A 6,450-nucleotide genomic window follows, 5' to 3' on the forward strand; every position below is an offset into this window, starting at 1 on the left:
CTGCGCTCCACCGCGAGGAACGCCGCGGCGGCCGCCACCGCCGACGGCGGCGGCGACCGCCACCGCGAGCGGACGGGCGTGCCCGCTCGGCGCCTCGGTCAGCGCGTACGTCGTGCCCGCGAGGGCGAGGGCCGCGAGGACGGCGCCGAACACGTCGAACCGTCCGCGCGCGTCCGGGTCGGCGCTCTCCGGGACGTGCCGCGCGGCCACCAGCACCACGAGCGCGGCGAGCGGCACGTTGAGCAGGAACACCCACCGCCAGCCCGCCGCCTCCACCAGCCAGCCGCCCGCGAACGGCCCGACGGCCCCGGCGATCCCGCCGAGCCCCGACCAGGCCCCGACCGCGCGCGGCCGGTCGTCCGGGACGAACGACGCCTGGATGATCGCCAGCGCGCCCGGGGTGAGCAGCGCCCCGCCCACGCCCTGCAGCGCACGGGCCACCACCAGCATCCCGACGTCCTGCGCGACGGCGCACAGCACCGACGCGACCGCGAACCACACCACGCCGATCAGGAAGATCCGCCGCCGCCCGTACCGGTCGCCGAGCGACCCGCCGAGCAGGATGAACCCGGCGAGCGTCAGCGTGTAGGCGTTGACCGTCCACTGCAGCCCCGCCATGTCCGCGCCGAGATCCTCGGCGATGGCGGGCAGCGCGACGTTGACGACGGTCGAGTCGAGCAGCGCGAGTCCAGAGCCGAGGACGGTCGAGAGCAGGATCCAGCGTCCCGGCCCGGTGCTCAGCCGGATGTTCCCCGGCCCCGCGGCGACGTCAGCCATGATCGCATGGTGTCACGCCGCCGGGCGCGGCGCGCCGGTGCGGGGCGTCGCCGGGGGCCGCGTCGCCGGGGGCGCGTCACCGCGGAGGAGGGGTCACCAGTGGTCGGGGCTGAACGGCTCGTCCTCGGGGCGCGACGACTCCGACAGCAGCCGCAGGTCCGATTCCACCATCATCCGGACCAGGCCCTCGAAGGTGATCTCGGGCTCCCAGCCGAGCTGCTCCCGCGCCTTCTTCGGGTCGGCGCACAGCAGGTCGACCTCGGCGGGCCGGGTGTACTTGGCGTCCAGGACGACGTGGTCCTCCCAGTTCAGGCCCGCCGTGCCGAACGCGAACTCGACCAGTTCCCGCACCGACTGGGTCTGGCCCGTTCCGATGACGAAGTCCTCCGGCGCGTCCTGGGCCAGCATCAGGCGCATCGCGCGGGCGTAGTCGCCCGCGTAGCCCCAGTCGCGGCGCGCGTCCAGGTTCCCGAGGCGCAGCTCCGAGGCCAGGCCCAGCTTGATGCGCGCCGCGCCCAGCGACACCTTCCGGGTGACGAACTCGGCGCCCCGGCGCGGCGACTCGTGGTTGAACAGGATCCCGCTCACCGCGAACATCCCGTACGACTCGCGGTAGTTCTGGGTGATGTAGTGCCCGTAGCTCTTGGCGACCCCGTACGGGCTGCGCGGGTGGAACGCCGTCCGCTCGTTCTGCGGCGTCTCCCGGACCATGCCGAACATCTCCGACGACGACGCCTGGTAGAAGCGGATCTGGTCCGGGCCGGGCGTCCGGGACGGGCTGATGCCCGACACCACGCGGATCGCCTCCAGCATCCGCAGCACGCCCATGCCGGTCACCTCGGCGGTGAGCTCGGCCTGCTGCCACGACATCGGGACGTAGGAGATCGCGCCGAGGTTGTAGACCTCGTCGGGCCGGACCTGTTCCACCGCGGAGATCAGGCTGCCCTGGTCCAGCAGGTCGCCCGTGGTGATCCGGACGTCGCCGATGTGCTTGCGCAGCCGCGACACGTGCGGGTTCGCCTGCCCCCGCACCAGACCCCACACCTCGTACCCCTGAGCAAGCAGATGCTCGGCCAGGTACGAGCCGTCCTGTCCGGTGATGCCGGTGATGAGTGCTCGCCTGGTCAGCGGATCCTCCATGCTGCTCGGTCGGGGCTGCTCGGGCCGGGCCGCGGCGGGGTCCGCGACCCGCCGCGGGGACGCATTCCCGCAACGAGCATGACATATGAGATTAGCGACCCCGTTGGGTGCCCGACGAGCGAGGGCGGCATTTGAACCGAATTCGTTTCTAGTTCCCCCGCCGCCTCCCCGGGCCGCCCCGGCGGACCGCGTGGCACCGTGCCCGCGACGTGTGCGAATCTGTGATCATCATGGGCTCTCCGGAAACGACGCCGCTGCGGCTGAACGGGCGCGAGCTCGGCCCGCACGCGATCATGGCGGTGGTCAACCGCACCCCCGACTCGTTCTTCGACAAGGGCGCCACCTACGGGTTCGACGCGGCGCTGGACGCCGCCGGACGCGCGGTGGCGGCCGGGGCCGACATCGTCGACATCGGCGGGGTGAAGGCCGGGCCCGGCGAGGACGTCGACGTCGCCGAGGAACTGCGCCGGGTGGTGGACCTCGTCGCGGCCGTCCGGGAACGGCACCCGGACGTGGTGATCAGCGTGGACACCTGGCGGGCCGAGGTCGGCGAGGCGGTCGCGGCCGCGGGCGCCGACCTGCTCAACGACACCTGGGGCGGCCCCGACCCGCGGCTGGCCGAGGTCGCCGCCGCGCACGGCATCGGCCTGGTCTGCGCCCACGCGGGCGGGCTGGACCCCCGCACCCGGCCGCACCGGACGGGCTTCGGCGACGTCGTCGCCGTCGTGCTCGGGCACGTCACCGCGGAGGCCGAACGCGCGGTGTCGCTCGGGGTGCGCCGGGACGCCGTCCTCATCGACCCCGCCCACGACTTCGGCAAGAACACCCGGCACTCGCTGGAGATCACCCGGCGGCTCGGTGAGCTGACCGCGACCGGATGGCCGGTACTGGTCGCGGTGTCCAACAAGGACTTCATCGGGGAGACCCTGGGCCGCCCCGTGGACGGGCGGGGCGCCGGGACCCTCGCCGTCCTCGGGGTCTCGGCCGCCCTCGGCGCCCGCGTGTTCCGCGTCCACGACGCCGCCGCCGCTCGCCCGCGCCCTCGACGCCGTCGCCGCCCTCGGGCCGCTGCCCGGGAACCCCGCCGGGTAGCGGCGGCCCGGCGGGGCGGACGGCGGGGTCAGAGCGCCGCCTCCCGGCGGCGGGCGCGGTACGCGGCCACGTGCATGCGGTTCCCGCACGTCCGGCTGTCGCAGTAGCGGCGGCACCGGTTGCGGGACAGGTCCACCAGGACCCGGGCGCAGTCCGGCGCCTCGCAGGTGCGCAGCCGGTCCAGTTCACCGGCCGCCACCACGTACGCGAGCGCCATGCCGCAGTCGGCCGCCAGATGCTCGGGCAGCGGCGCGCCCGGCGCGAAGAAGTGGACGTGCCAGTCGTAGCCGTCGTGATCGGTCAGGTGCGGGGTCGTGCGGACCGCGCCGACGATGTCGTTGATCAGCCGGACGGCGGCCGGCACCTCCCCGGCCAGGAACAGCGCGTGGAACCGGTCGCGCAGCCGCCGGACCGCGGCGATGTCGTCCCCGGTGACCTCGCCCAGATCGCTGAAGGAGTTGCGCTCGACGAACGCCCGCAGGCCGGGCAGCCCGTCCAGTTCCTCGGCGCCGGACGCGGCGGCACCGGTGTTGATCAGGTCGACGACCACGGCGAGCGCGTGCTCGGTGTCATGAGTGAAGATCACGGTGAATCCAGTCTCCCGGGAACCGGGGCGGTCGCTGCGCCGGGCGCCGCCGCGGGGGCCGAACGCGGCCCGGCCTCAAGCCTATGACGCCGGCGCGGCCCTCCGCCGCCCGCCCCGCGGAGATCAACGGGCCGGCGGGGACGCCGGCCGACGCGGCGCGGCGGCGGCCCGGCGGCCCCGCTGCGGGAACGTTCCACAATCCGGCCGCCGGACGACGCGTACCGGACCGCGTTCCGGATAGAGATCACCAACGTGGAGGAGCCGCTCTTCGTCGTCTTCCTCGTCGTCGCGGTGGTGGTGCTGCTGGCCCGCGCGCTGGCGGGGCGGCTCGGCGTCCCGGACGCGATCCTGCTCGTCGCGCTGGGCATGGCCGCCGGGTTCGTGCCCGTCCTGCCCGCCGTCGTCGTCCCGCCCGAGCTGGTGCTGCTCGGCTTCCTGCCGCCGCTGATCTACCACGCCGCGTTCTTCACCGCGCCGCGCGAGGCCCGCGCCGACGCCGTCCCGATCATCGCGCTGGCGTTCGGGCTGACCACCCTCACCACCCTCGCCGTCGCCGCCACCATCACCGCGCTGCTGCCCGAGGTCGGCTGGGCGGCGGCGCTGGCCTTCGGCGCGGCCGTCTCGCCCACCGACCCGGTGGCCGCCACCTCGGTGATGCAGCGGCTCGGCGCCCCGCCCCGGATGGTCACGATCCTGGAGGGCGAGTCGCTGATCAACGACGGCGCCGCCCTGACGATCTTCGTGCTGGCCGTCGAGGCGCTGAACACCGAGTTCACCCTGGCCGACGGCGTCGGACGGACCGTGCAGTACGTCGCCGGGGGCCTCGCCTACGGGTTCGTCGTCGGCGCCGTGATGCGGCGGTTGCGGCGCCGGATCCGCGACCCGGTCAGCCAGGTGATCGTCTCGCTCGTGACGCCCTACCTGGCGTTCGTGCCCGCCGAACACGTCGGCGCGTCCGGCGTGCTCGCCACCGTCGTGACCGGATTCACCATCGGCACCCACGGCGAGGGCGTGCTGCAGCCCGCGTCCCGCCTGGTCGGCACCGCCTTCTGGCGGATCCTGACGTTCCTCCTGGAATCGACGCTGTTCGTGCTGCTCGGGCTGGAGATCCGGGAGATCGTCCGGGGCCCCGGCGGGCACACCTGGACGATGGTGGCGCTGACGGCGCTGACGGTGTCGGCCGTCGTGATCGGCGTCCGGCTGCTGTGGGAACTCGGGTACGGGCCCCTCGCGCTGATCGCGCCGAACCGCCGCGGGCAGCGGGGACTCGGCTGGCGGCAGCGGGTCGTCATCGGCTTCGGCGGCATGCGCGGCGCCATCACCCTGGCGATCGCGCTGTCGCTGCCCACCGCCGCCGGTCCGCAGCGCGGGCTGCTCGTCCTGCTCGCCGCGCTCGTCGTGCTGGTCACGCTGATCGGCCAGGCGCCGCTGCTGCCGGTCCTGCTGCGCCGCCTCGGACTGATCGAGTCCGGCCGGCGCCGTACCGAGACGATGCGCGCGCGCCAGGCCGGGCTCCAGGCCGCGCTCGCCCGGCTCGACGAACTCGCCGAGGACGACGACGTCGACGCGCAGACCGCCGACGCGTTCCGGCAGATGCTCGAACTGCGGCTCGACCGCGTCCGGTACTTCCTCGCGGAGGAGGACGGCGGCGCGGACGCGGAAACCGCCGGGCCGCCGCCGAACAGCCGCCGGGTCCGCGCCGAGCTCGTCCGGGCGCAGCGGGCGAAGCTGACGCTCCTGTACCGCCGGGGCAAGATCGGGGCGGACACGCTGCGGGAGATCAGCCGCGAACTCGACTTCGAGGACCCGATCGTGATCCGCAGGTCGCGCTCCTAGCGGGCGCGCGTCCGCTCAGCGGGCGTAGTGGGGGTCGGCCACGACGGGGTAGTACGCGTCGGCGTGCTGGACGCGCATGGTGACGACCGGGCCGTCCAGCACGTAGTCGGCCTTGACCTGGCGGAACATCGAGTCGCTCGCCCACGGGTTGTAGAGCCGTCCCACGGTCGCGCCGTACCGCAGGTGGACGACGTCGTAGCCGCCGGACGGCATCGACTCGAGCGCCAGTCCCTCGGCCAGGGACACCGGGAACCGGAACTCCACGGGCGCGTTCGGCCCGTGGATCACCGTCAGCAGCCGCACCCCGCCCGCGGTCGTCTGCGCCACGATGTCGGTGTCGACGTCCACGCCCACGAACACCCGGAGGGTGGGCCGCAGGATCTGGCCGGGCGTGTCGGCCGCCGCGGTGTCGATGCCGAGATGGATCCGCTGCCCGTCTTTGGTCGGCACCCACACCCCGTCGCGGGCGCGCTGGCCCCAGGCGACGTCCGGGTTCTCGACCTCCTGGGGTTCGTTCTTCCCCCGGGCGACGAGAATCCGGGAGGCGGCGTTCATCGCCGCGGCAGCCCCGTCCTGTGCGTGCCTCATGGCGGGCCCCCTCGCCTTCTTTCATCACCTATGTGACATCACGCTGTCATGGGTTTACCACGAGAATGCCGGGCGAGACGCCCCATGTCCGGTGCATGGCCCGTCATGGCCGCTTCACGGCGTTCGCCCGGTGTGCCGTTGGACCTTACACCACGCTTATCGGCGCCGGTCGGGGATGCTGCGGTTCGCCGGATGCGGCCGCGCCCGGGGCCCGCCGGGCCGTGTCGCCCGGCGCCGTCGGAGCCGTAAATCCTTTGCGCGCGCGCACGAACACGCGGATCATTGATCGCGTCTGGTGATGAATGCCACGAAGGGGTGAGCCACCGGTTAGGCGGCTGGTCTCCAAAACCAGCGGAAAGTGGGTTCGACTCCCTCCGCCCCTGCGGTTGTTACGGAAAAGGCCGGAACTCCTTACGCTCCGCAATTCCTGC

At 73.6% G+C, this 6,450-nt stretch carries 5 protein-coding genes, 1 tRNA gene and 1 pseudogene; 3 read left to right on the forward strand and 4 right to left on the reverse strand.

Annotated elements, in window-relative coordinates; all coding sequences use genetic code 11:
- Both BJF79_RS29400 and BJF79_RS29405 read right to left on the reverse strand, forming a co-directional pair.
- Positions 1 to 777, reverse strand: a 777-nt coding sequence (locus BJF79_RS29400) for an MFS transporter (protein WP_143220330.1), incomplete at its 3' end; no start/stop codon positions are given.
- 93 nt (positions 778 to 870) lie between these two features.
- Positions 871 to 1,905: a GDP-mannose 4,6-dehydratase gene (locus tag BJF79_RS29405; protein WP_075902248.1), complete on the reverse strand. Its 1,035-nt coding sequence runs from the start codon at positions 1,903 to 1,905 to the stop codon at positions 871 to 873.
- 242 nt (positions 1,906 to 2,147) lie between these two features.
- Here BJF79_RS29405 and folP point away from each other — a divergent pair.
- A pseudogene (folP, locus tag BJF79_RS29410) lies at positions 2,148 to 3,009 on the forward strand (dihydropteroate synthase).
- Positions 3,010 to 3,037: 28 nt separating this feature from the next.
- On the opposite strand, the gene BJF79_RS29415 reads toward folP, so the two are convergent.
- Positions 3,038 to 3,595: a CGNR zinc finger domain-containing protein gene (locus BJF79_RS29415; protein ID WP_075902242.1), complete on the reverse strand. Its 558-nt coding sequence runs from the start codon at positions 3,593 to 3,595 to the stop codon at positions 3,038 to 3,040.
- A gap of 252 nt (positions 3,596 to 3,847) precedes the next feature.
- Here BJF79_RS29415 and BJF79_RS29420 point away from each other — a divergent pair, with 252 nt between their 5' ends.
- On the forward strand, positions 3,848 to 5,431 hold the full coding sequence (locus BJF79_RS29420) for a Na+/H+ antiporter (protein WP_083734130.1): 1,584 nt from the start codon (positions 3,848 to 3,850) through the stop codon (positions 5,429 to 5,431).
- 15 nt (positions 5,432 to 5,446) lie between these two features.
- On the opposite strand, the gene BJF79_RS29425 is transcribed toward BJF79_RS29420, so the two are convergent.
- The gene (locus BJF79_RS29425; protein WP_075902246.1) at positions 5,447 to 6,019 is read right to left on the reverse strand and encodes a hypothetical protein; all 573 of its coding nucleotides are present in this window, start codon (positions 6,017 to 6,019) and stop codon (positions 5,447 to 5,449) included.
- Positions 6,020 to 6,330: 311 nt separating this feature from the next.
- Between BJF79_RS29425 and BJF79_RS56000 the strand changes: the two genes are divergently transcribed.
- A tRNA-Trp gene (locus BJF79_RS56000) sits at positions 6,331 to 6,402 on the forward strand.
- Positions 6,403 to 6,450 lie beyond the last annotated feature (48 nt).

The organism is Actinomadura sp. CNU-125, from assembly GCF_001942465.1.
In the GTDB taxonomy this organism is placed as follows: domain Bacteria; phylum Actinomycetota; class Actinomycetes; order Streptosporangiales; family Streptosporangiaceae; genus Spirillospora.